The 22,810-nt window shown below is 33.9% G+C and carries 18 protein-coding genes; 4 read left to right on the forward strand and 14 right to left on the reverse strand.

All coding sequences use genetic code 11. The features are described 5' to 3' along the window. Nucleotide 1 precedes the first annotated feature (1 nt). Nucleotides 2-1,273: a serine hydroxymethyltransferase gene (gene glyA / locus MMF97_RS02100; RefSeq protein ID WP_243358376.1), complete on the reverse strand. Its 1,272-nt coding sequence runs from the start codon at nucleotides 1,271-1,273 to the stop codon at nucleotides 2-4. A 200-nt stretch (nucleotides 1,274-1,473) separates the two neighbouring features. On the opposite strand from glyA, the gene dxs reads away from it, so the two are divergent. Continuing rightward, a complete protein-coding gene (dxs, locus tag MMF97_RS02105; protein WP_243358377.1) occupies nucleotides 1,474-3,402 on the forward strand; it encodes a 1-deoxy-D-xylulose-5-phosphate synthase in 1,929 nt (642 codons plus the stop codon). Between the two features lie 23 nt (nucleotides 3,403-3,425). Beyond that, entirely contained in the window at nucleotides 3,426-4,352 is a 927-nt protein-coding gene (fcl, locus tag MMF97_RS02110; RefSeq protein ID WP_262916084.1) for a GDP-L-fucose synthase, read from the forward strand. A 76-nt stretch (nucleotides 4,353-4,428) separates the two neighbouring features. Here the strand turns inward: fcl and MMF97_RS02115 are convergent, their stop codons facing one another. The 5 genes from MMF97_RS02115 to MMF97_RS02135 are packed head-to-tail and all read right to left on the reverse strand — an operon-like array spanning nucleotide 4,429 to nucleotide 10,713. Continuing rightward, on the reverse strand, nucleotides 4,429-6,048 hold the full coding sequence (locus tag MMF97_RS02115; protein ID WP_243358380.1) for a gliding motility protein RemB: 1,620 nt from the start codon (nucleotides 6,046-6,048) through the stop codon (nucleotides 4,429-4,431). After that, on the reverse strand, nucleotides 6,041-7,975 hold the full coding sequence (locus MMF97_RS02120; RefSeq protein WP_394801151.1) for a polysaccharide biosynthesis protein: 1,935 nt from the start codon (nucleotides 7,973-7,975) through the stop codon (nucleotides 6,041-6,043). Before MMF97_RS02120 ends, MMF97_RS02115 begins: the two co-directional genes overlap by 8 nt. Before the next feature lie 51 nt (nucleotides 7,976-8,026). Further along, a complete protein-coding gene (locus MMF97_RS02125; protein ID WP_243358384.1) occupies nucleotides 8,027-9,043 on the reverse strand; it encodes an MraY family glycosyltransferase in 1,017 nt (338 codons plus the stop codon). A gap of 6 nt (nucleotides 9,044-9,049) precedes the next feature. Beyond that, nucleotides 9,050-9,964, reverse strand: a complete 915-nt coding sequence (locus tag MMF97_RS02130) for an NAD-dependent epimerase/dehydratase family protein (RefSeq protein ID WP_243358387.1) — start codon at nucleotides 9,962-9,964, stop codon at nucleotides 9,050-9,052. Further along, on the reverse strand, nucleotides 9,961-10,713 hold the full coding sequence (locus MMF97_RS02135) for a glycosyltransferase family 2 protein (RefSeq protein ID WP_243358389.1): 753 nt from the start codon (nucleotides 10,711-10,713) through the stop codon (nucleotides 9,961-9,963). Before MMF97_RS02135 ends, MMF97_RS02130 begins: the two co-directional genes overlap by 4 nt. Nucleotides 10,714-11,004: 291 nt before the next feature. Between MMF97_RS02135 and MMF97_RS02140 the strand changes: the two genes are divergently transcribed. Further along, nucleotides 11,005-11,952 (forward strand): aldo/keto reductase, encoded by a 948-nt coding sequence (locus tag MMF97_RS02140; protein ID WP_317228592.1) that lies wholly within the window; start codon nucleotides 11,005-11,007, stop codon nucleotides 11,950-11,952. Between the two features lie 24 nt (nucleotides 11,953-11,976). On the opposite strand, the gene asnB (MMF97_RS02145) is transcribed toward MMF97_RS02140, so the two are convergent. Then, a complete protein-coding gene (gene asnB, locus MMF97_RS02145; RefSeq protein ID WP_243358391.1) occupies nucleotides 11,977-13,740 on the reverse strand; it encodes an asparagine synthase (glutamine-hydrolyzing) in 1,764 nt (587 codons plus the stop codon). A 66-nt stretch (nucleotides 13,741-13,806) separates the two neighbouring features. Between asnB (MMF97_RS02145) and MMF97_RS02150 the strand changes: the two genes are divergently transcribed. Next, the gene (locus tag MMF97_RS02150; protein WP_262916085.1) at nucleotides 13,807-14,427 is read left to right on the forward strand and encodes a sugar transferase; all 621 of its coding nucleotides are present in this window, start codon (nucleotides 13,807-13,809) and stop codon (nucleotides 14,425-14,427) included. Here MMF97_RS02150 and MMF97_RS02155 read toward each other — a convergent pair. From MMF97_RS02155 to MMF97_RS02185, 7 genes are read right to left on the reverse strand one after another with little or no spacing between them, the layout of a single operon-like run. Then, nucleotides 14,407-15,222 (reverse strand): aldolase/citrate lyase family protein, encoded by an 816-nt coding sequence (locus tag MMF97_RS02155; protein ID WP_243358404.1) that lies wholly within the window; start codon nucleotides 15,220-15,222, stop codon nucleotides 14,407-14,409. The two genes, MMF97_RS02150 and MMF97_RS02155, sit on opposite strands and share 21 nt — an antisense overlap. Then, entirely contained in the window at nucleotides 15,210-16,478 is a 1,269-nt protein-coding gene (locus MMF97_RS02160) for a CDP-glycerol glycerophosphotransferase family protein (protein ID WP_243358406.1), read from the reverse strand. The genes MMF97_RS02155 and MMF97_RS02160 overlap by 13 nt, the downstream gene beginning before the upstream one ends. After that, nucleotides 16,465-17,571, reverse strand: a complete 1,107-nt coding sequence (locus tag MMF97_RS02165) for a glycosyltransferase (RefSeq protein WP_243358415.1) — start codon at nucleotides 17,569-17,571, stop codon at nucleotides 16,465-16,467. Before MMF97_RS02165 ends, MMF97_RS02160 begins: the two co-directional genes overlap by 14 nt. Continuing rightward, entirely contained in the window at nucleotides 17,552-19,318 is a 1,767-nt protein-coding gene (asnB, locus tag MMF97_RS02170; protein WP_243358431.1) for an asparagine synthase (glutamine-hydrolyzing), read from the reverse strand. Before asnB (MMF97_RS02170) ends, MMF97_RS02165 begins: the two co-directional genes overlap by 20 nt. Nucleotides 19,319-19,324: 6 nt before the next feature. Beyond that, a complete protein-coding gene (locus MMF97_RS02175; RefSeq protein WP_243358433.1) occupies nucleotides 19,325-20,668 on the reverse strand; it encodes a lipid II flippase MurJ in 1,344 nt (447 codons plus the stop codon). After that, nucleotides 20,661-21,848 carry an O-antigen ligase family protein gene (locus tag MMF97_RS02180; protein WP_243358445.1) on the reverse strand — a complete coding sequence of 396 codons (1,188 nt, stop codon included), beginning with the start codon at nucleotides 21,846-21,848 and terminating at the stop codon, nucleotides 20,661-20,663. The genes MMF97_RS02175 and MMF97_RS02180 overlap by 8 nt, the downstream gene beginning before the upstream one ends. Next, complete coding sequence (locus MMF97_RS02185) at nucleotides 21,849-22,808, reverse strand: NAD-dependent epimerase/dehydratase family protein (RefSeq protein WP_243358446.1); 960 nt, start codon at nucleotides 22,806-22,808, stop codon at nucleotides 21,849-21,851. Nucleotides 22,809-22,810 lie beyond the last annotated feature (2 nt).

Consider the following 22,810-nt stretch of genomic DNA (forward strand, 5'->3'; position numbering starts at 1 on the left):
ATTATTTGTAAAGAGGAAAATTACTTACTAAGGTTTGTACTTTGTGTTTTACCTGATCAATAATTTGCTCATTCTCAAAATTTGAAATCACTTCATCTATCAGATCAACGATCTGAGCCATTTCTGTCTCTTTAAATCCTCTTGATGTAATCGCGGCAGTACCCACACGCATACCAGATGTAACAAATGGTGATTTGTCATCAAAAGGAACCATATTTTTATTTACGGTTATGTCAGCTTTTACCAAGGCATTCTCTGCTTGCTTACCTGTAATGTTTTTATTGCGTAGGTCAATCAGCATCAAGTGGTTATCAGTACCTCCAGAAATAATTCCGTAGCCTTTTGCTATAAATGCCTGTGCCATAGCTTTGGCATTTGCACCAACTTGTTTGATATATGCTAAATATTCATCTGTTAATGCCTCTCCAAAAGCTACTGCTTTAGCTGCAATAATATGTTCTAACGGGCCACCTTGTGTACCCGGAAAAACGGCCATATCCAATAAAGAAGACATCATTCTGATTTCTCCTTTTGGAGTTGTCAATCCAAATGGGTTCTCAAAGTCTTTCCCCATCATAATCATACCACCTCTTGGGCCTCTCAATGTTTTATGGGTAGTTGTGGTTACAATATGGCAATGAGGAAGAGGATCATTTAAAAGACCTTTAGCAATAAAACCTGCCGGATGTGAAATATCTGCCAGTACCAAAGCACCAACTTGATCTGCAACTTTACGTATAAAGGCATAATCCCACTCTCTTGAATAAGCAGATGCACCACAAATAATTAATTTAGGTTTTTCTGCCAATGCTACTTCTTCTAATTTAGCATAATCAATAAGGCCATCTTCTTTCTTTACTCCATAAAAAAATGGCTGATATAATTTTCCCGAGAAATTAACCGGAGATCCATGGGTTAAGTGTCCTCCATGAGATAAATCAAAACCTAAAATCTTATCTCCAGGCTGTAATACCGCAAGCATTACTGCTGCATTTGCCTGTGCTCCTGAGTGAGGCTGAACATTTACCCATTCTGCACCAAACAACTTTTTAGCTCTTTCAATAGCAATGTTTTCTATCTGATCTACTACTTCACAACCTCCATAGTAACGCTTACCCGGTAAACCTTCTGCATATTTATTGGTTAAAACTGAACCGGCTGCTTCCATTACTTGTCTGCTTACAAAATTCTCGGAAGCTATAAGCTCTAATCCATGTTCCTGTCTGTCTAATTCTTTGCTAATTAAGTCGAAAACTAAAGTGTCTTTTTTCATTATACGGAGTTATAAGATTTTTGGTAAAAATACTTAATTTATCAGTTAAAACAATGATCTATATACATTTGTAAAAGCAGTTTTAATGCAAAACACCTTTTTTACGTATTATAAATGCTTTTGCAAATAAGCTATTTTTTAGAACATATTTAATGAAAGTATTAAACAAAATGTCGTAATTTGTATTTTTAAGTTTTTGCATGGAAATTAAACCAGGAACCTTATTATCAACCATTAACAGCCCAGACGATTTAAAGAAATACAGTGAGCAGGATTTGGAGCAAATTTGCCAGGAGCTACGTCAATATATTATTGATGTTGTTAGTGTTAATGGGGGACATTTTGGGGCAAGTTTAGGAGTAGTAGAGCTTACTGTAGCCTTACATTATGCATTAAATACACCTTATGATCGTTTGGTATGGGATGTTGGGCATCAGGCTTATGGTCATAAAATCTTAACTGGTCGCCGAGAGCAATTTCATACTAACCGGATCTTAAACGGCATTAGTGGTTTCCCAAAAATCAGCGAAAGCGTTTATGATACTTTTGGAGTTGGGCATTCATCAACTTCGATTTCTGCCGCACTGGGTATGGCTGTTGCTTCGCATTACAAAGGAGAAAAAGACCGCCAGCACGTTGCGGTAATTGGCGATGGTGCAATGACCGCAGGTTTAGCCTTTGAAGGCCTAAATCATGCAGGTATTGAGAAGTCTAACGTTCTGGTGATCTTGAACGACAATTGCATGTCTATTGACCCCAATGTTGGCGCTTTAAAAGAATATTTAACAAGCATTACAACTTCTAAATCATATAACCGTTTTAGGGATGATGTTTTCAACGTGCTAACCAAACTTTCAGAGCTTGGTCCGAATGCACAGAAATATGTAAAGAAAATTCAGAAAAGCATTAAAGGAACACTTTTAAAACAGAGTAACCTTTTTGAAGCTCTTAACTTCAGATATTTTGGTCCGGTTGATGGGCATGACGTTAAGCGTCTTGCTTCGATTATTAAAGATCTCAAAGATATACCGGGTCCAAAGCTATTGCATTGCGTAACTGTAAAAGGTAAAGGCTTTGCTTTGGCAGAAAAAGACCAAACCAAATGGCATGCTCCTGGTCTGTTTGATAAGATCACGGGTGAAATTAAAAAATCCGTTCCAGACAAACCCCAGCCTCCAAAATATCAGGATGTTTTTGGACATACTATGGTTGAGCTTGCTGAAGCAAATGATAAAATAGTAGGAATTACGCCTGCTATGCCTTCTGGCTCTTCATTAAACATTATGATGAAAGCCATGCCAGACAGAGCTTTTGATGTGGGAATTGCAGAGCAGCATGCAGTAACTTTTTCTGCAGGTTTAGCTACACAAGGATTAGTGCCTTTTTGTAATATCTACTCGAGCTTTATGCAAAGAGCGTATGATCAGGTAATTCATGATGTAGCTATTCAAAATTTAAATGTTATCTTTTGTTTAGATCGTGCCGGATTAGCTGGTGCCGATGGGCCAACACATCATGGAGCTTATGATTTAGCCTTTATGCGTTGTATTCCAAATATGGTAGTCGCTTCACCTATGAACGAGGAAGAGCTGAGAAATATGATGTACACCGGTCAACAGGAAAACATGGGACCTTTCACCATTCGTTACCCTCGGGGTAATGGGGTTATGCCTGACTGGAAACGACCTTTCAAAGCATTAGAAGTAGGTAAAGGCAGAAAAATAACCGATGGTGAAGATGTCGCTATCCTAACCATTGGGCATGTAGGTAATTTTGCAGTTGAAGCCTGTAAAGAATTAAGTACAGAAGGTATCCATCCTGCGCATTATGACCTCAGATTTGTAAAGCCTTTAGATACGGAGCTATTACACGAAGTTTTTAAAAGATATCAAAATATCATTACTGTAGAAGACGGTTGTGTACAAGGAGGTATGGGAAGTGCTGTTTTAGAATTTATGGCCGATAACGGTTATAAGGCGAATGTAGTTAGATTAGGTATTCCTGATGAGATTATTGAACATGGGGAGCAGCCTGAGTTATGGGCATTATGCGGCTATGATAAAACCGCCATTATAAATACCGTTAAAAAATTTGCCATCAGCAGGACTACAAAAACACTTGCCTGCTAATTTCACTTAAATACATCTATAAATTGGAAAAAAGTGCTAAGATATTTGTAGCCGGACATAGAGGAATGGTGGGTTCGGCTATCCATCGTAAGTTAGTTAAAGAAGGTTTTTCTAACATTATTACTAGGACTTCTTCAGAACTTGACTTAAGGAATCAACAAGCTGTAGCTGATTTTTTTGCTCAAGAAAAACCCGATTATGTTTTTTTAGCAGCAGCTAAAGTTGGTGGTATTGTAGCCAATAATACATATAGAGCCGACTTTCTATATGAGAATCTGGCTATCCAGAACAATGTTATACATCAATCATATGTAAATGGCGTAAAAAAATTAATGTTCTTAGGTTCAAGCTGTATCTATCCAAAACTGGCACCACAACCTTTAAAAGAAGAGTATCTGCTTACAGGATTATTAGAAGACACGAATGAACCTTACGCTATTGCTAAAATTGCGGGAATTAAAATGTGTGATGCTTATAGAGCGCAGTACGGTTGTAATTTTATTTCTGTAATGCCAACAAATTTATACGGCTATAATGACAACTACCACCCTCAAAATTCACATGTTTTACCTGCTCTGATCAGAAAGTTTGACGAAGCAAAACGCAACGGCAGTACAGAAGTAGTGATATGGGGAACAGGCGCTCCAATGCGTGAATTCTTATTTGCTGATGATTTAGCAGATGCCTGTTATTTTTTAATGCAAAATTATAATGAATCTAATCTCATTAATATAGGTACGGGAGAAGACCTAACTATCAAAGATTTAGCCTTAATGATCAAGGATATAGTAGGATTTGAAGGAGTATTAACTTTTGATACAAGCAAACCTGATGGAACTCCAAGAAAGCTCATGGATGTTTCAAAACTGCACAATTTAGGATGGAGACATCAAATTGAATTAGCAGAAGGATTACAACTTGCATATCAGGATTATTTAAGTAAAATATAGTTTATAACTCTTTTAAACAAAAAAGGCTGTTTGGTAATCAAACAGCCTTTTTAATTATCATAGAATATGATTTAAATTAAAAATCGTAATAAATGTTCCTGAAACTACTCCTTAGCCCAAATGTTACCCAATTGGTTTTGTTATTCCATTTACTGTTCTTTTCCTGGCGATAAGTTCCTGCCAGTTCCAGTTTAAGGTTATATTTAGGGTTCAATAAATAAGCTATTTTTCCCTGTATAATATACAAATCTGTTGATAGTCCTTGCCCTATGTGGTTGCCGTAATCTGCTACACGAGTATTATAATTTTTGAATATATCTTTTCCATAATTCTCTCCTGTTCCATCTAAACCATAATTCGCATATAAGAGCTGCCCTTGAAAATCAAATCGTTTAAAGCTATAATTTAATAGACCTAAAGTTTCTCTAAAATTTGCTCCATAAGGATGTGCCAATGGCTGATTATATTGCGAATAGTTTGACATTCGGTCAAAATGTGCATAAGTATAAGGACGTGCTGTATTAAACTCTGCCAGATAATTTAAAGCAGGAACATTGAACAAATCAGAGCCTCTAAGCCCTAACTGAATTGCCCATTTATTAGCCCAATAACCTTTATTTGAGAAGAATTCTTTAGCTGTAAATTCATCGAACATAAACTGTCCGTAAACAGCTGTTTTCTCCAATACCTCATATTTAGCATTAAAGCCCAAACGCATCTTATCTGGAGATGTCGTATTCGTACTTTCAACCGATCTTAAGAAAATAAAGGGGTGGACATAATTAAAATCAAAGCCACGTTTACCCTCTACTTCTGCATCTGCCCAGGTTACAGCCTGAAAAAAACCTAAAGATAGTCTGTTAGTTACATTCCAGTCTACATAATGAGCTGCCATCCATTTACCTCGGTCTCCTAACCTTCTGTCTGTAGTTAGCTTGGGTGCTCCCGGATCCAGCATATAAGCAAATATGGTTTGATATTGCACACTTCCTAAACTGGCTCTGATCCTAAAAAAAGAATAGTTTGAAGCCACATCAGATAACAACACAGAGCGATAACCATCTCCTATAAAATTTTTATCATATCCTAATGCAAAGTTAACATACTTACTTGGCGTATAAGATAAAAGGGCAGTAACATAGGTCCAATCCTGTTTATCTGTTCCCAGTTTTCCGAATGACTGCCCCGGAACAACCTGATTTTTAACAATAAAATCATTAATATAATTAGGAAATTTTCCCTGATCTTCAAATCCGTTTAAATAAAACGAAAAGGTTTTTCCAATGTTCCCGCCTATCTGAAAACCTCGTGTGTTTAGCCATGTTGTTCTGTTGGTTTGAAAATCTCTTCCTATTTGAAAATCAGGTAGAAAGTCTGCATAAACACGATACTCTTCATTTTCAATCTGGATTAAATGCTCTTGAAACAGTTTACGATGTACCCAACTTCGTTTATTCAATGTATCTGTTCCATATTTCATTAAAGAGTCGTACTGCTTTTCTAAAAGCGAATCATCCGAATAAAATCCTCTTATGGAAGAGTGAAATTTACTCTTTGTATCATATACAGACCTGTTTAATTTCTGATAAAATTGATAGTCTAAAGGAATATTCTGATTGGGAGTTGAAATTTGAGCCTGAACATTAAAAATAAAAACAGACAGAGCAAAAACCAACAGTAGTTTTTTTTTAATCATTTTTAGGGGCATCTAGTTCTTCGAAAATGGAGTTTTTACTTTTATATTCTATCACAATTCCTTTCATTGCAATAACCACTTGTCTGTCATCATTTTTCTTAGCAAATTCCAGCAGATTATAGATCTGGTCTTCTACTTCATTAAAGTGATATTCTCTAACTTTGCCTATCATAATTTGCTGGTGATGTGTAGGCATGGTATTTTCATTATCGTTTAGCAATTCTTCAAATAGTTTTTCTCCCGGCCTTAAACCTGAATATTGAATTTTTATATCTTGATTTGGGACCAAGCCTGCCAGTCTTATCATCTTCTTAGCCAGTTCTACTATTTTTACAGATTTACCCATGTCAAACACATAAATCTCACCACCTTTACCCATACAACCTGCTTCCAGAACCAGTCTGCAGGCTTCGGGTATGGTCATAAAAAAACGTGTTATTTCAGGATGGGTTACTGTAACCGGACCGCCTTTTTCAATCTGTTGTTTAAATCTTGGGATCACAGATCCATTAGAGCCCAAAACATTCCCAAAACGCGTAGTAATGAATTTAGTTATAGGTTTTACATCTAAATCATTGATATAACTTAAGCCATTTCTATAAATAGCATCACGGTTTGATAAAGAATTATTTAAAGATTGAACATAGATCTCGGCTATACGTTTTGACGCACCCATTACATTAGTAGGGTTCACCGCTTTATCTGTAGAAATCATTACGAATTTCTGCACCCCATGTTTAACCGAAAGATCTGCTATTGTTTTGGTACCTAAAACGTTTACTTTAATTGCTTCAGAAGGATTGTCTTCCATTAAAGGCACATGCTTATATGCTGCAGCATGATAAACGTAATGAGGCTTGTAAGTCTCAAAGAGATGCTCCATCCGCTGCTGATCTCTTACATCTCCAACAAAAGCGTGAAAATTGGTGTGTTTATGTTCTTCTTCCAGCTCTAAGTAAATATGATGTAGGGCAGTTTCAGACTGATCGCATAAAATAATGAGGCTTAAATCAAATTTAATAAGTTGCCTTACGATTTCGCTTCCGATAGAACCTGCAGCTCCTGTAATTAGGACGCGTTTAGATTTTAACTGATTCTGAATACCTGCTGTATCCATCTCTATTTGCTTACGGTTAAGCAAATCTTCAATATTGATATTCTGTATCTGTGTCTGATGTAATTTCCCGCCAATCCATACGTCTGCAGGAGGTATATTTAGCGCTACCACATCATTTTCTAAACATACATCAACAATTTGGTTTTTTCTTTCGTTAGGAATGGTATAAGATGCAAAAATAATTTCGTCCAACTCATGATCACGAATAAGATCCTCCAAATTAGCAGCATCAATAATTTTTATACCATCTATTGTTTTCCCAATTTTTCTTTCATCATCATCAACAAAAGCAATAATGGTTTTATTTACGCGTCCGTCATGATCAAAAGTTCTCTTAGTTGCTAGACCAGCTTCTCCAGCACCATAAATAACAACTTTTCTTTTATCCAGATTAAGATTTTTAATGTAAAGGAAGAAATATTTTACCAGTACCCTATATGTTATTAAAAGCAAGAAAGCAGCAAGAGTATTAACAACAATTATAGCATTGGAAATTAAGGGCGTCCCTCTGAATATTGTAACCGCAAAGTTCAGAAACAGAAACAATCCATTACTAATAACCACAGCAAATAATACCCTGAAAGTATCTTGTGCACTGGTGTAACGAATTATACCTGAGTATGTCTTTACATTAAAGAATACCAGAAAATTTATGCATGTTAAAATTAAAGCATTTACATTAAATTCCTGAACATTAACTTCATTTAATGCAAAATTGAGTTTAATAGCATATGCTATAATTAAAGATACCAGACAAATAAATATATCCAGCAAAAAAATAATCCATCTGGGCACTATGTTTATTTTCATAAACAATCCAAATACGTTTAAAAATATGTCTATAAAAGTAACATTAATATGTCATTTAACAAAAAAATCATCATGTTGTTTAACGAGATTGAATTTAATACGTTGCTTTTTCTTCTCTTCTAAATAGAATCTTACCATCAAATAAACACATATTACAACCAATACCAATATAAAGATATAGACATGAGACTTGGCAAGAAGAGAGAGGAGTACAATGTTAATTATCAACTGACTAACAACATATATAGATGACACATATAAGTGAGGAAGTGTTAAATATCGGACCAAATATTGATAAAGATGACTATGATGAGCTTCGAATATATTCTCTCCTTTTATTTTTCTAAAGAAAACCGTAAATAAAGTATCTATACCATAAATTAAGAGTAAAAATAGATAGGAAACATTTCCGGTTTTTAGAATAAGCTGCCCCATAAAAAAAAGGGTTATAAAAGCAATCCCTATACTTCCCACATCTCCTGCAAAGCATTTTGCTTTTCCTCTGAAATTAAAAAAGTTAAAAACAATCAAAGACAATCCTGTTACGACCAGCAATTGAGCAGAGGTAAATTGTACAATATTAGAATTAATATAGTAAAATGACAGAATTGCCAATAAACTATAGCCACCTGTCATACCATTAATTCCATCCATAAAGTTGTACGCATTTATGGTAGCAATAATGAAAACACCAATAAAGCACAAGTATGCTATAGGTAAATCAAGCAGCTTAAATTGACAAAGCAGTAAAACCGCTGCTACTGCATGAAATATCAACCGGGTTCTAAAATTTACATTTATGACATCATCCAGAAAACTTATTATCGTTAGTAAGAACAAGCCAGCTAAAAAATAATAATTATGAAAAGAAAAAAGAAAAACACTTATTAAAATGCTAATAATAAATATAATTCCGCCACCTCTTATAGTTTGCTGATAGCCTGTTAGGCTACGATTTTCAAATTTCCTGTAATTTACAAACTTATATTTTTCAGCAAGTTTTATGTATATCCATTCTATTAAGAATAGAGATATCAATAAAATGGTATACTCTAAAATGTTATCCATATATCGTTATTGTGAACGATAGTTTCTTAGTTCTATTTGAAAGTTATCTACTACTTTTTGAGGATTCCATCCTAATAGTTTTCTTGCTTTTGTATCGTTAAATGTAAGATCAGAGGTTATTTTGGTTATTTTTTTTGAGTTAACGGGAAAACTTACCGCCATATCTCCAAAAATAGCTAAAAGTTTTGCTATCCAATAGGGCATATTAAGATTTTCTTTTCTTCCAAACTGTTTTGCAATATGTTGTGATAGTTCCTTAAAAGTTGGATGATATCCATCGGTAAGGTTATATACACCTCCAATTGTTGCCACTTTAGGAATAATCCTGGCTACATCTTCTGCAATTACCATACTTTTTTTTGCTTTACCTCCTGAGATATTAAAATAATATCCTCTTTTTATTCCGTTTATCATTACTCCCAGATTACCCGGCGGATTTGTTCCCACCAGCAAAGGCAGCCTTAAGATACTGCATATTACATTGTGTTTTTTACACCACTCTTCTACAACTTGTTCTGCTTGTATTTTACTTAGCCCATAAGGATCATTAGCCTTTAGCGGATAGTTTTCATCTATATCTGTTCCATGTTCAAGACCATATGCCGCTACCGAACTGATAAACACAAATGATTGGGGTAAAGTAGGGGCTTGTTCCAGGCCTTTTAAAAGGTTTTTAGTGCCCTTTACATTTACATTAAAAAATGCTTCATTTTCTGCTTCTGTACGAGGTGTTATATGGGCTTTGGCTGCAGCATGAACAACAATATCAAAATCTATAAAATTATTTGGTATCCCCAGAGATAGGTCAAGGTTATAATCTGTGTGTTCTCTGCCCAGCCCATATACTGAATGACTTTCTTCTAAAATGTGTGATAAGATCTGACCGAAATAGCCTTTTATTCCCGTAATAAGTATTTTCATCTCATATATCTAAGGGTTGTATTAACCACCCACGTTATAAAATATACAATTCCACGTATATAACTAAAGCCCATCTTACGGGTAAACATTCCATATACTTCTTTAGCCGACTTAAATTTATTAATAGACAAAGAACCACTTGTAAGCCTATAATGCATAAGATTATAAGGGACCTTATACCCTGTTCCTATTCGTTTTAGTAAATCGAGCCAGAGCATAAAATCATCATAATAGACATCTTTCATATAAAAAACACCCGTTTTGCTTCTCCATATCATTACAGTTGAAGTTGCAATATAGTTATTCGTTAAAATTCTTTTATAGGTAGCTGTTTGAGGAAGTTTCTCTCTTCTTAAAGGCTTTTTAGAATCTTTAACAAACCTATCAAAATCTGTATAAGAAAAATAACTGTTGTTTTGCTTCATAAATTCAACCTGAAGCTTCAGCTTCTCAGGCTCCCACAAATCATCTACATCTAAAAATGCTATAAAATTGCCCTTGGCAATGCCCAAAGCATTATTTCTAGTCTGAAAAGCCTTTGAATTAATCTTATTTTTATGAACCTTTATTCTTTCGTCTTTAGCTGCAATATCCTTCAGTATATTATATGAGTTATCAGTTGAACAATCATCCACTAATATCCACTCCCAATTAAGGTAAGTTTGGGCCAATACAGTTTCCAGAGTCTGTAATAAATACCTCTCTGCATTGTAAACGGGCGTAATAATAGAAATCAGGTATATATCCATTATTTAATTGAGAAAATGACTGAGCAGCGTTTATTTATCGTCATTTCTAAATATCATTTAAAGGTTATTCTGAAACCGCTCGTTTTTCATAATAGAGGAAGATTTGCATTGTAAATAGCTGTATCGTCATTTTTCTATTGCAATACTATTACTTCTGCATAAAAGACAAATATAATTAATATGTGATAATATCATCACAGCCAGCATACTAACAAATATTTAAAATATTGACACAAAACATCCCTTAAATCCTATCTATAAAAAGTTTACATTTGAATACATTTAAAGATTGTGAAAAAGTTATTAGGTAATACGGATTTAGAAGTTAGTCAAATCGCATTTGGAGGCAATGTTTTTGGCTGGACAATAGGAGAAAAAGAATCATTTGAACTCCTTAATATATATGTAGGAAAGGGTCATAATTTTATAGACACAGCCGATGTTTATTCTACATGGAAACCAGGCAATAAAGGAGGAGAATCTGAAACAATAATTGGAAATTGGCTTAAAAAACATAAAAACAGAGATTCTATTATTATTGCTACTAAAGTTGGTGGTATAATGAGTAATGACAGGAAAGGTTTAAGCTCGAAATATATCATTGAAGCTGTTGAAGATTCTTTACAAAGGTTAAGCACAGACTATATTGATTTATATCAATCTCATTATGATGATATAAACACCCCTATTGAAGAAACGTTGAATGCATATGAACATCTGATCAAAGCAGGAAAGGTGCGCTGGGTAGGAGCCTCTAATTTTTCTAAAGAGCGATTAATATTATCCCTTAAAACTTCTGTTGAAAATAATCTACCAACCTACCAATCTTTACAGCCTGAATATAACTTGTATGACAGAGAGAATTATGAACGTGATTTTGAGCAAACATGTTTGAAATACAATTTAGGAGTAATTACATATTTTTCTCTCGCAGCTGGCTTTTTAACGGGTAAATACTATAAAGGTGTTGATCCTGAAAAGAGCGAAAGAGGAAATCGCATGAAAAAATACTTAAATGAGCGGGGGGCCAGAATTATAAATGGATTAACTTCTATTGCGCAGGAATATCAGGTTACAGAAGCAACAATAGCAATTGCCTGGTTAGTTTCAAAAAAGAGCATAACATCTGCCATTACAAGTGCAACTAATCCGGCTCAGCTTAATGAATTATTGAAAGCTACCGAACTTAGCCTGTCAGCAGAAAATATAGCTTATTTAGATGAAGTTAGCAGGTACTAGAAGCCCTGCTAACTTATAACTTCTTTATTTTTCGTCTATAAATTGCCTGAACCAGATTTCAAGGTTTACTATTGCCCGCAATTCACGTGTATAGTTCTTTGTCCCTTCAATATGATCATTGATCATTTTAACAATGAGATCTTGCTTAAAGATATTTCTTGATTTAAAGCTTTCACTGGATAAAGTATTTATTAAAAAGGAGCTTAGCTTATTTTTGAACCATTCACCAACCGGAACAGTAAACATCTGTTTCTTTCTATAGACATGCTCTTCAGAGAAATGACGTAAAGCAAGTTTCTTAAGAATGTATTTTGTATCCTTATTCTGAAGTTTTTTATTACCTGGAACTTTCATCATCATTTCAAAGAACCTGTAATCTAAAAACGGACTTCTTGTTTCCAGTGAATTAGCCATAGCCATTTTGTCTGGCTTTACCAGATTGTTACCCGGAAGTAATTGCACAGTATCAAAATAAAGCGCCTGGTTTATTTTATCCTTATTAGAAGACCTGGAAATTACATCAATAAAAAGCTGAAAAGCTCCTTCATCATCAATAGTTTCTTTAAAAGCATCTGTGTAAAGCTCATTGATGTAGCCCCCTTCTTTAAATAAGGAGATAGAATCGAAAAAGTCTTTTGATGCACAATCATGTTCCTCTAAGGATAAATATTTAAGGTAACCTGCAAATAATTCATCTCCCCCATCGCCAGTTAGCACCAATTTATGATCCTGAGCGGCAAAACCAGCAACTATATAGGTTGGGATAAAAGAAATATCTCCATGTGGCTGATCATTATACCAGGTTGTTTTAGCCCATAAGTCTACTATATCTGCTTCCAGCGTTTTTTCATTATAATTTAAGCTGTATTTATCTGCGATATACTTAGCATATGTCGACTCATCAAATTCTTTTTCTTTAAAGCCTATGGTATAAGTATTAAACGGCTGCCCAGTAATTTGACTCATGTATGCACATATCAAACTCGAATCTAATCCCCCACTAAGAAATGCTCCAACTGGTACATCACTTCTTAATCTAATTTTAGTGGCATCTAATAACAGTTGATCTATTTCTTCTAAATATTCAGCATCTGATTTAGCCTCGTCTTCAGCAATGTTCTCTATTTCCCAGTACTTAACTTTTTCTATTTTGTAGCTACTTAAGTCTATACTGTAAAAATGTCCGGGCAAAACATGATTTACATATTTAAAGATTGTTCCCGGTATTGGCACATAATTATAAATCAAATAATTATGAATAGATTGATTACTTATAGTTCCGTCAAAATCTTTGTACCGCAAAAAAGTTTTTATCTCTGATGAGAATAAAATATTGTCATTTTTCTGATAGATGTATAAAGGCTTAACACCTAACCTGTCCCGATAAAGCAATACTTTATTTTGCAGTTTATCTATGATCGCTATTGCGAACATGCCATTTAACTTTTTAACAAACTCACTTCCAAAAGCCTGATATGCGATGAGGAGAACTTCAGTGTCTGAGTTAGTTTTAAACTGAAATCCCATAGCGCTTAGTTCTTCTTTAAGCTCTATATAATTATAGATTTCACCATTTTGAACCAAAGCAATATTCCCATCTTCAGAAATAAAAGGTTGATGGCCACTGGCAATATCAATAATGGAAAGTCTTGTATTGAGAATAAATGAATTGTTATACTCAAAAAAACCGAAATCGTCAGGTCCTCTATGATGAATTGACGCCGCAAAATCCTTAATTACAGAAGCATTATGTCCTTCTTTACTAACTAAACCAGCTATTCCGCACATATTATTTTTATATATTTGCAAATATAATGGTTTAGTCGTCTTTGCGATATTGTTTCTTCTTCAATAATGATTTTATTTTTTGATAAGCTTTTATCTTTTATTGCGCTCGTAATACTTATGCCCATATTAATTATAGTGGCTGTACTTATTAAAATAGACTCTAAAGGCCCTGTTTTTTTCAGGCAGGTAAGGGTAGGGAAAAATCGGATTAATTTTAAGATTTATAAATTCAGATCAATGTTTACAGACACTAAACGCTTTGCTGGCGATATGAGCTCTGTTAACAAAGAGTTAAGTAAGGAAGAGCTGATGAAACTGAGGGGTTCTTTTGTTACCAAAAACAATGCAGATTCAAGAATTACAAAAGTTGGAAAATTCATCAGGAAAACCAGTATTGATGAACTTCCACAGCTCTTAAATGTACTTTTAGGCGATATGAGTCTGGTAGGCCCCCGACCTGATACTCCTATTCAAGAAATAGATTATACCAGTGAACAATGGGTTAAAAGGAGTCTGGTAAAACCTGGAATAACCGGTTTAGCTCAGATAAGTGGCAGAAGTAACCTGAGTTTAGAAGAAACCATCAGATTAGACTTAGAATATGTTGATAAGTATAGCTTAAAGCTATATTTAAAGATCATTTTTAAAACATTTAGCCAAGTAATATTAGCTAAAGGAACCAATTAGTTCATTAACTATCTGGTTAATTTTTTGCTTAAACTGAATATGGTGTTGCTGCAATTCTATTTGGCTTAAGGTATTATATTTTATTTCCTGGTTTCTTATTGCATTAATTTCTTTTTCAAGATTATCTATATCGTTATCAAACTGTTTAACAAAAGTTCTCGATAATATAACCATAGAAGAACCCAAGCGCACATGTTCTGCCAGTACTTCTTTTCCTGATATCTTACCGCCAGACAAGCTTGCAATTCCCCCTATGCCAAATCTGATATTTTTTTGCTTGATCTTTTGCACCATATAATCAACCAGACCACAGCTTAATAATTCAAACATAAACTGAAGATTAAGTCCCAGATGAAGGTCATTAAGCCCTATATGTACTTCATCTATCCCCTCAACAGCTAAAATATCATCTATTCTTACCAATGCTTCTGGCGTTTCGATTAAAAGGCAAACCTTAGCTCTTTTATTAACAATCTTAATAAATTTCTGAACTTCCTGTGCTGTTTTAAAATAGGGTAGCATTACTATATCTGCACCTTCATTAACAATCTGGTCAATCTCCTTCTGGCTTTCTGAATGTATGGGATTAGTTCTGACTAAAAGAAGGCTTTTAGTTAATACCGCTTTTACTTTTGAAATATCAGCTATAGAGTGATGCAGACTTATTACCGTATCAAGATGTCCTTGCCTTTCTGTTTTTCCTAAGGTTTCCAGATCTATAAAAATTCGCTCTACGCCAATTTTGTCATAGATCTGAGCCCTTTCCGGTGTATTCTCTATAATTAAGAACTCCATAATTTATCTTTCAGAATATCTAAAATTTTATGAGCTGCACCATTTTTATAGAAATGATCATACTCTTGTTTATTTATCTCTTCTTTTATAGTCTGACTTAATACAGCATTCAATGCTTCATAATCAGGAGCATATTTAAAAGGTGGTTGAGTAAACTCAGGCCAGAAATAATTCTGATCAGGGTCATAGTTATATGTCACAACCTTCTTATCACAAACCAGTGCCTGAACTGCTACCGTAGAATTGTAGGTTAAACATAAATCACAAAGAGCAATAGCTTCTAATATCCCCAGTTCACTGTTATCATAATAGTAGTACCCCTTTTTATCCTGTATATACGGAAGATAATTATTTATAGAATCACTTACAGGATGTGGCCTTAACAACACACTTACGTTATTGGTTTCTATAAGTTGATTCAAAATTCTGAACATAGGCTGATTGATCAGGTCCAGATCTCTTATCTCTTTAATTGTAAGATTATCATTCCACACATAATATAAGGTGGGGCAAAACAAAATTAACTGCGAAGATGAAGGGATATTTAATTTATTACGTAGTATTACGCTGTCGATTTCTTTAACCTGCTTCACAGTATCATCAAACACTGGCTGGCCAACAGGTAAAATTTCTTTTTCTATCCCCTTATTTTTAAGTTTGTTTACAACACTTTCATTCAATACACCTATATAATCAGCTGAAGGCAGAGGATATCCATCACCAAAAAGATCCAATAGTTGCATGGATTTAATCTTTAGCTCTTTTGCTGCTGCCAAGGCTGCTGCTTCAAATCTTGGCGAATTAGTTGTAAAAACCAGATCAGGATTTAGAAATTTAAATATTGTTTTAAGACTTTCTACAGGTAGAAAACTTTGTCTACCCATTTTTTTATACCGATCAAGTGCTCTTTCCTTACCATATTCTGTAACCGCATCAAACAAAGAAAGCCCCAGGTAAAAAATAGTATCGCTTTTTCTTAATCCCAATACAGGATTATAATTTTCTTCAAATAATGAAAGGCCGTATTCAAGAATCTGGTCTATATTCTCATCAAACAAGTGTATGAATTCTGGTAATGCTATAATTCTAACTCCTTCTATTCCTTCTTTAGGCAATGCTTTTACTGCAGTAGTAAGTGGAATTAAAATAATCTCAAATATCTTCTCTTTAACCAGTATTGGGATTACCGATTTAACAAGCTCTATGTGCCCTCCTCCATAGCAAACAAAAACCAGCTTTTTCTTATTGATAAGCATTTTCAATTTTATCTACAACTTTTACAATATTAAAAACATTGATTACGCTTTCTCTTGCGTGCTTACCCATTTCATAGCGTAAATCTGTATCTTTAATTAGCTCTTCTATTCTTTCTGCAACCTCCTGTTCATTTCCAATGGTTACCAAAAATCCTTCGTTGTTTTTGGCCATTTCCGGAATACCGCTTAATCTGCTGGCGATGAAAGGATGTCCGTAAGCCATTGATTCTAAAATTGCATTAGGGAACATCTCTCCCTCTGTTGATAATAATGCAAAAATATCAAATCCAGCATTTAGCATTTCTGCATCTGTTCTAAAGCCCGTAAAGATTGTTCTGTCTGTTATACCAAAATCTTTTGCCAGTTTATTATTACTTTCAAAAGTTTCGCCTTCTCCTACCAGTACTGTATATAAATTATCGTATTTCTTATATAGGAGATTAAATGCCTTAATAAGAATATCGTGACCTTTAACTCCCATCCTTCCTATTATTCCCACAACAAAAGCATCTTCAGGAATATTTAATTCTTCTCTGATTGCTTTACGTCTGTCATCTATTTTTGAGATATCAAATCTTTCCAGATCTACCCCATTGTAAGTAATTGTGATCTGTTCTTTTTTTACGCCAAAAGACATTAGAATATTCTGTGTAAACTCACATACAGCAAACAGATGTGCAGGATAACCTTTGTATATCCAGTTTCTCCATTGATAATTTTCTCTAAGCTCCACTCCTCTGCAACTATGAAAAAATTTGATTTTCTTTTTTACTGATAAAAAACGGCTGGCAACGTAAGCAAGATATAAAGTAGCTGCATTATGTGCGTGAACAATTTCTATCTCATTTTCTTTAAGAAAACTTCGTAATGCTTTTATTGCTTTAATTACACTGAATAAATTTCTTTTATTAATGGCCAGTTCTGGTATTATTGACACCTGAAATCCCTTAGATTTAATCTTAGGCACTAACATACCTCCGCTGCAACATAACACAACATCATGTCCACGTTTCCTTAATTCTTCAGATATAGTCAATGTTTGAGAACCAGGTCCGTTATCTTCAAAAGCGCCTCTAATTTGGAGTATTTTCATTAATAATTATTTGATGTTTTTTTAACCATTCGTTAAGTATGTAAAGAGAAAAGATTTCATTTCCCAGCTCTAAAGAATTCTTATTTGCTAATAACCAGTTTATATGTTCTTTAGATATTACATTTTCAGGGATAACATTAGTGGTTTCAAGCGTATGCTCAATATGTTTACCTAGTTTAGAGTTTCTGATCCAGGTATTTAAAGGCACTCTGAAACCCTTTTTGGGTTTATAAGCGATATCTCCGTTCACATATTTCTTCGTCAGCTTTCTTAATCCTGTTTTTCCATAAAAAAGATTTATAAAGTTAGTGGAAGAAAGTCCCTTAGAAAGTTCAAACAATCGTTTATTTAAAAAAGGCACTCTGATTTCAAGTCCATAGTACATTGAACTCAGATCTGTTTTAACCAAGAGTTTTTTCTGCAATGTAGTATCTATTTCTTCATACATTGTTTGTTGCCAGGTTTTATCTATCTCATGTGTTTCCGGCTCATAATTTAACAGGCTAAGATTATACATAAATGGCCCTTTGGGTTTATGAATATCATTTAGCATATTACCCAAGGTTTTAACCTTGTTATTATGCGGTGCCAATGTGCGTAATATTTTATGAGCAAAGCCAAACAACGGCTTATATTTTAAAACCCTGTAATGGGTATAGCCTCCAAATAACTCATCGCCTCCATCACCCGAAAGTGCCGCTTTTACGTGTTTCTTAACATTTTTTGAAAGAAACAGTAAGGGCAACATAGCCGGATCATATACAGGTTGGTCAAGGCAATCTATAAGTTGAGGCAGTTCGTTTAAGAGATCATCTTCTGAGAAAGTAAATATATGGTGGTCTGTATCAAATTTCTCTGAAACTATTTTTGCATATTTTGTTTCATCATATCTTTTTCCTTCTGCATAACCAATTGAAAAAGTCTTTATTTTTTTCTTAAGCTTAGATGCAAAATAGGTTACAAGAGATGAGTCTATTCCTCCGCTTAATAACACCCCTACTTCAACATCCGCATCTAATTCCAGGCCTACCTGCTTAGATAAAACGCTTTCTATATCCTCTAAAGATGAGTTTTGGCTGTCATTTAACTGCATTTGATATACAATCTCTGGTTGCGTTTCCCGTTTAAATCGAATTACAGCACCTCTTTGTACAGTTTGTATCTCTTCTATCAGTTTTTCTCTATAGGGATAACCATGTGAAAAATACTCTGTTAAAGCCTTCTGATTAATTACATAAGGAATTTTCTTCTCTTTTATATAAGTAAATAAGGTTTTCCATTCAGAAGCAAAAGCAAAGTCAAACACTGTATTGATATAATACAGTGGTTTTATGCCGAATAAATCACGCCCTAAAAAAACTTCACCGGTTAAAGCATTATATATTGAAAAAGCAAAGATACCATTTAAGAGGTCTATGCATTCCGGCCCTTTCTGATGAAAAAGTTTTAACAATACCTCTGTATCTGAAGTTGTCTCAAATTTATATCCATCTTTAATTAACTGGGCTCTCAGGTCTTTATGATTGTAAATCTCTCCGTTAAATACGATAGTCAGTTCCTGAAAAATAATGGGTTGTGCTCCGGAAGTAAGATCCACTAAACTTAACCGCACATGACCAAAGGCATAACCATCTTTTAAGATCTTTCCATCTCCATCAGGCCCTCTATGGTGTAAATTGTCAATAAGTTTATTAAGTATGGGTAAAGCTTTTTCGCTGGTGTCGTAAAATCCAATTATTCCACACATATATGTTTAATTATACTTTAATAATGTAAATACAAAGACTGTTATTAACAGGAGATCAAACAGGTAGACCAATGAGAGTTCTTTTCTAAATTTCAGCATAATAACCTGAACTGTTTGCGATAAAACAATATGAACAGAAAGGGTTGAAATAACTACTCCCATCATTCCATATTTATCTACCAAAAAATAATTAAGTGCAACATTTAACAAGCATGCAATAAAGGTCATTTTTAATAAATATTTCCCTCTGTTCTCTATAATGGCTGTTTTAATTAAAAGCAGGAACTTGCCTAAAAAATAAATATTTATTGTGGCAAACATCAACACCGCTCCCGTTTCTGGAAATGGGTCAAATACTTTCTTAGTAAAAATTAAATAGAGAAATTCTTTTCCGTAAAAAGAACAAGCAATATAAAGGCCAATCGTTATAACAAAAATAAATAAGGTAAATTTTTTAAAGTGCGGAACTATTTTATCCTTTGAATTTGCAATTTCATTAAAAAATAAAATTGTGAACGAGGTCATTACCAACGACTGTATAACATCAGGGATTTTAATAATGTTATTGTATATTGTTATGGCTCCTGCTCCTAACGATGCGATAAAAGCAAAGTTTACGTAAAGATTTACCTGCAGAAATACAGTGGATAGGAAATAGCTAAAATTATGTAATATGCTTTTCTTAAAGTGCCTTAAAGAAATATGAAATAAATGTTTTAAAGGAAAATTATTTCTATAATCTATTGAAGACAGCTGCATAAATGACGTAACCAAATAGGACAGAACCGTACAGATAGCATACACGTACAGAAGTAGATCTACACGGAAAAAATAGTAAACAATAAGAATAGCAATAATCTGGAACAAGTTCCAGATAGTCATATTAGATGCAGAAATGAAAAACTTTTCATTGTACTGGTTCAAGAGCGTAAATATCTCTGTTAATGGTATCAGAAAAAGCAATGGAAACATTAACAGCATAAGGTGATTGCTGTGCATATACAGCTCATCATTCGCCCCTGGTGCAAAAACATGTAATATTCCTTTTGAAAAGAAAATGACTGATATACCTAAAAAAATAGACAATACATTTACTGCAGATATGGTACGAATAGCTTCAACAATCTGCATTTTACGTTTGCCATGCTTTGCCACCCGAGGAATTAATGTATTTGAAAATAAAGAATCTACAATATTATTGGACCAGAACCAATAAATATTAGTTACTAATATAATGGCATCAGTAAGGTAGTTAGCACCAAAAAATACCGTCAGTAATTGTATCCTTAAAAAGCCTAATATCTTTCCTAAAAGGGATGTAGTAAATATTTTTGTAACCTTCTTAATCATTAACAACCAGTAAGTTTTTCATGGCTAAACAAATGCCTATAAATGTGAATATATAAAGGTTAAAAACTCCGTTAAATAAAAAATCTTCAAAAAAGGAATAAGCAAACAGAATTGCTAAAGAAAGGCCAAGGCCAATAAAAATCTGATAGTTGGTTTCATTCAGATCTTTTACCTTATTGGCTTTTATCCACGAGCGAAAAATATGGACGAGGAGAGTTAAGTAAATAATTAAGCCAACAAAACCCAACTCTGTTAACAGGTGGGCAAAAGTATTATGGGGATGCGGATAACTTAATACAGTGTAGGTTGAATTCATAAATACATTATTACTTGCTCCCTGCCCCATTCCAAAGGGGTGTACCAGAAATAAATCCCAAGCTTGCTGTAATAACGCAATCCTCTCTAAATTAGAAAAGTTGCCTTCCGTATCTGTTATATCCAGAAAGTAATCTGTATTTAATAAATAACCTAATGCATATATAGAAACTGCCAATACAGCTGTAATTGCCAGGAAATATTTCAGTTTCTTATTCATTTTGTTCAGCCAGAAAACCCTCCAGATAATTATCAATCCACCTAAACCTAAGGCTGCCCTGGAATCATGAATATGAATAATCAATAGTCCTAAAAAAACACATATAAATACCCCTATTGTTTTTTTTTCCAGCAGTTTCTGATATCTTGATAAGGGGTAGATAATTAGTGTAAATAAGGCTATAATAGCATAGTAATTAATGGCTGATGACTGGTATTCATTATAATTAACAATGCTTAACAATGCAAGCATTACGCCCGCAACAACAAGCCCATTAAAGATTTGGGTCAATTTTTCTCTTGTATCTACCAGGGTGTAAATTAGATACATCAAGAGTACTGAAATAATAAGCTGGACAATTTCAGTAAAATACCTGAAGTAATCTATTGCCCAGAAAATTGTAAGAGAGGCGTAGGCTACCCAGAAAATGAGCAGCAGGGTAATTTTAGTTATTTTTAAGTGAGTGGATTTATCTTTTAGTACTTTATAAAATACAACCGGCAAAACACAGATTAAAACAACAGCAGAAAAATACTCATCCGCTGCTGCTGCAAATGCAATATAATACTGTATAATCCTTATTGGTGATAAGTAAAAGCAGAGTATAATCAGAATACCCAATATGAAATCCGCTATCCAGGTCATTTATATCTGGTAATATTTTTTATACCATTTAATAAAAGCCTCCATGCCTTGTTTTATATCAGTTTTTGGGCTATAGTTTAATTTTTTTGTTGCTTTATCTATGTTTGCTGAAGTACGCTTAACATCTCCAGGTTGCTCAGGAAGATAATTTTTTAAAAATTCTTTACCTGTAATGCCCTCTATTATATGAATATAGTCCATTAGTTTTACAGGTGTATTATTACCTAAATTGATCACATTGTAAGGTTCATGGTTCACCGCCTCTAATGAAGCAACAATTCCAGTTACAATATCATCTATATAAGTAAAGTCTCTGTAAAGTTCTCCACCTCCATAAATATCTATCGGTTTTTCATCGTATAACATATTTAAAAACTTAAAATATGCCATATCTGGCCGCCCAAATGGACCATAAACAGTAAAAAACCTCAATCCAATAGAGTTTATTCCATATAAATGACTATAAGTGTATGCCATTAACTCATTTGCTTTTTTGGTTGCGGCATATAATGATATAGGGGTGTCAACATTATCTTTTTCAGAAAAGAATTCTTTATCGCTATTGCCGTAAACAGATGAGCTTGAGGCGTAAACGAGTTTATTTATACTGTTTTGCCTGCAAATTTCAAGAACATTCAAAAAACCCTCTAAATTTGACTTTTGATAAGCCAACGGGTTCGTAATAGAATAACGTACACCAGCTTGTGCTGCCAGATTAATAATTAATGAGGGCTTTTCATTCTCAACCAATTTATTCAGGTTATCATACTCACACAAATCAATTTTACTAAATTTAAAATTATTGTGATTTTTAAGTATTGCAAGCCTATTTTCTTTTAATGAAATATCATAATAATCATTGAGATTGTCTATACCTGCTATTTCATGCCCTAATGAAAGAAGGCTTTGAGTTAAGTGAAATCCTATGAAACCGGCAACCCCGGTAATTAATATTTTCATTC

Source organism: Pedobacter montanisoli (assembly GCF_022809115.1).
Taxonomy (GTDB): Bacteria; Bacteroidota; Bacteroidia; order Sphingobacteriales; family Sphingobacteriaceae; genus Pedobacter; species Pedobacter montanisoli.